Below are 3,219 nucleotides of genomic sequence, written 5' to 3'. Positions count from 1 at the left end.
ATGTCACCCTCACCAGCCGGGTCGCCGAGTTCAACGACCTGGAGCAGCTGGAGCGCGAACTGGCCCACGGCGACGTGGCGGCCGTCCTCATGGAACCGGCGCTCACCAACATCGGCATCGTGCTGCCCGAACCGGGCTATCTGGAGGGCGTTCGGGCGCTGACCCGGCACCACGGCACCCTGCTCATCAACGACGAGACGCACACCCTCTCCGCCGGACCCGGCGGCTGCACGGCGGCCTGGGACCTGGAGCCCGACCTGCTGACCGTCGGCAAGGCGATCGGCGGCGGCATCCCGGCCGGCGCGTACGGACTGTCCGCCGAGCTCGCGGACCGCCTCCTCGGCCGTGACGACCTCGACCTCGTCGACATGGGCGGCGTAGGCGGCACCCTTGCGGGCAACGCCCTCCCGGTCGCGGCGAGGCGCGCCACGCTCGAACACGTCCTGACCGACGAGGCGTTCGGCCGGATGGCGAAGCTGTCCGAGCGGTTCGAGGCCGGCGTCCGGGCGGGCATCGACGCCCACGCACTGCCCTGGTCGGTGAGCAGGCTCGGTGCCCGCACCGAGTACCGCTTCGCCTCCCCGGCGCCCCGTACCGGCACCGAGTCCGAAGCGGCCGGTGACGCCGAGCTGGAGGACTTCCTGCACGTCCACCTCGCCAACCGTGGCATCCTCCTGACGCCCTTCCACAACATGGCGCTGATGTGCCCGGACACCACCGAGGCGGACGTGGACACCCACACCGAGGTCTTCGCCGCCGCCCTGGCCGAACTGGCCGGATGACAGACCCCGAGAGGAAGCACGTGGACGAGATCGACCGGGCCATCCTGCGCGAGCTCCAGACCGACGGCCGGATCGCCTACGCCGACCTCGGCCCCAAGGTCGGCCTGTCCGCCTCGGCCGCACGGCAGCGCCTGCAACGGCTCCTGGACTCCAAGGCGGTTCAGGTCGTCGGTGTCACCGACCCCATGGCCATGGGTGGCCAGGCGATGGCCCTGCTCGGCATCGGCGTGGACGGCGACCCGCGGACCGTCGCCGACGAACTCGCCCGGCGTGAGGAGGTCGTCTACTCGGTGCTGACCTCCGGCGGCTTCGACCTGTTCGTCGAGGTGGTCGCCCCCGGCCCCCGGGACCTGCTGGACTTTGTCAACGACGTCGTACGCAACGTCGAGGGGGTCCGAGACGTCCGGTCGTTCCCGTACTTCGGCATCCACACGCACCGTTTCCTGTGGGACGTCGGCTGATTGACCCGGGTGGGACGGGTACTCGGGCGGCCCCGGAACGACAACCGCTGGAGGAGGCCCGCATGACCAGCAGCACGGAGACCGGCGGCACGACCGGTACGCCGGACAGGGACTACAACCTCATCTGGTACGTGGAGGCGTGTCTGAGCAACGCGCTGCGCCTCGAGACGTACATCCACGACGCCGAACGGAACAAGGACACCCAGGTCGCGGACCTGTTCCGCAAGGCGCAGGCGGACAGCCGCAAGGGTGCCGAAATCGGCAAGGGGCTGCTGCGCGCCCGGCTGAACGGCGGCTGACCGCAGGTTCGCAGGGCGCTCGGCCGGGGGTGTCCGGCCGGGCGTTCCGCACGTCCAAAACCGTTTGCCCCCTGCCACCGCCCGGCCTACGGTCGCGATCATGCTGCCCGTGGTGGAGACCGACGAAGAGTGGGACGCCGTCGTCGAGGACGAGAAGCTGATGCGGGCCGGCGCGGAGGACCTCTGCGCTCGCCTCGGACTCGGCGACGTGCCCCTGACCCGCTTCCCGGACGGCTCACAACCGGTCTATGCGGTGGGGGAGAACCGGGTCCTCAAGCTCTTCCCCACCTCCGCCGCCCGGGACGGCATCGCCGAAGGCCGTGTCCTGTCCCATCTGCACGGGCTGCTCCCCGTACCGACGCCCGGGGGGGACGACTTCGGGCCGTACGAGAACGGCTGGCAGTACGTCCTGATGTCCCGGCTGCGCGGCGAGAACCTCGCCCGGGCCTGGGACCGCATCCCGCGGCCCGACCGGGAACGCCTCGTCACCGAGATCGGCGAAACCCTCGCCGTGCTCCACTCGCTCGACCCGGCCCCGCTCGAGGACGTCCTCGGGCCCGGCGACTGGGGTGCCTTCGTCGACCGGCAGCGCGCGAACGCCGTGGCCCAGCAACGCGGCCACGGACTGCCGGACACCTGGCTGGAGCAGATCCCCGGCTTCCTCGCCTCGGTCCCGCTGCCCCGCACCCCCCGGCGCTCGCTGCTGCACACCGAGGTCATGCAGCAGCACTTCCTGGTCGACCCCGACGGCTGGCGCCTGACCGGCCTCTTCGACTTCGAGCCCGCCATGATCGGGGACGCCGTCTACGACTTCGTGGGCGTGGGCCTGTTCGTCACCCGAGGAGACCCCCACCTGCTCGCCCGGCTCACCGCGGCGTACGGAAGCGGCGTCGACCCGTCCCACGCCCTCGCCTACACACTGCTGCACGTGTACAGCAACCTGCCCTGGTACCTGAGGGAGTTGGAGGGCCCCGCCGAAGGGACCCTGTCCGGGCTCGCCCGTGCGTGGTTCGGCGCGTGACGCGCTCCGCGAGCATCAGCCGCAGAGGACGCCGTAGCTGACGCCGCCCGGCCGGAACCAGGCGATCCCGGTCCCTTTGTGCGAGCGTGGCCCCAGGTACGCCGTCCGGGCCGAGGCATCGCGCCGAGAGAGGAAGTGAGCGGGGATGAGCGAGATCGTCGACCAGATCGACCGTGTACACCGGGAGGTCGCCACCCGCAAGGTCGAGGAGGGGGAGGCTCATGCGGTGCTGCTGCGGCGCAGCTATGACGCCGAGGTCGCCGACGTCTGGGGCGCGGTGACCTCTCCCGAGCGGATCGGGCGGTGGTTCCTGCCGGTCACCGGGGAGTTCCGGCTCGGCGGGCGCTATCAGCTGGAGGGCCATGCCGGGGGCGAGATCCTCGAGTGCGTGGAACCGGAGCGGCTGCGGGTGAGCTGGCTGTACGGGCCGGATCCGGGCTTCGGCGAGGTCGAGGTGCGGCTCACGCCGGAGGGCGAGGGGCGGACGGTGTTCGAGGTGGAGCACGTGGCCGTGGTGCCGGAGGAGTTCTGGAACCAGTTCGGGCCGGGCGCGGTCGGTATCGGCTGGGACAGCATCGCCCTCGGACTCGGCATGCACCTGGCCGGCCGCGGGATGAGCCGGGAGGAGTCCGAGGCCTGGCAGGGCACCGCCGAGG

Annotated in this window: 5 protein-coding genes; all 5 read left to right on the top strand. The window is 71.5% G+C overall.

Annotated elements, in window-relative coordinates; genetic code table 11:
* A partial coding sequence (locus TN53_RS40115; protein WP_046263802.1) for an aminotransferase class III-fold pyridoxal phosphate-dependent enzyme occupies window positions 1–782 on the top strand: 782 nt, incomplete at its 5' end.
* Window positions 783–802: 20 nt separating this feature from the next.
* The gene (locus tag TN53_RS40110) at window positions 803–1,243 is read left to right on the top strand and encodes an Lrp/AsnC family transcriptional regulator (RefSeq protein WP_046263801.1); all 441 of its coding nucleotides are present in this window, start codon (window positions 803–805) and stop codon (window positions 1,241–1,243) included.
* A 62-nt stretch (window positions 1,244–1,305) separates the two neighbouring features.
* Window positions 1,306–1,542, top strand: coding sequence for a hypothetical protein (locus TN53_RS40105; RefSeq protein WP_046263800.1), 237 nt, complete (start codon window positions 1,306–1,308; stop codon window positions 1,540–1,542).
* 100 nt (window positions 1,543–1,642) lie between these two features.
* Window positions 1,643–2,563: an aminoglycoside phosphotransferase family protein gene (locus tag TN53_RS40100; protein ID WP_046263799.1), complete on the top strand. Its 921-nt coding sequence runs from the start codon at window positions 1,643–1,645 to the stop codon at window positions 2,561–2,563.
* Window positions 2,564–2,708: 145 nt separating this feature from the next.
* A partial coding sequence (locus tag TN53_RS40095) for an SRPBCC family protein (protein WP_046263798.1) occupies window positions 2,709–3,219 on the top strand: 511 nt, incomplete at its 3' end.

The organism is Streptomyces sp. WM6386 (assembly GCF_000972385.1).
GTDB lineage: Bacteria > Actinomycetota > Actinomycetes > Streptomycetales > Streptomycetaceae > Streptomyces.
The sequence above is the reverse complement of the archived record's forward strand: the minus strand, read 5'-3'. Positions and strand labels throughout refer to the sequence as shown.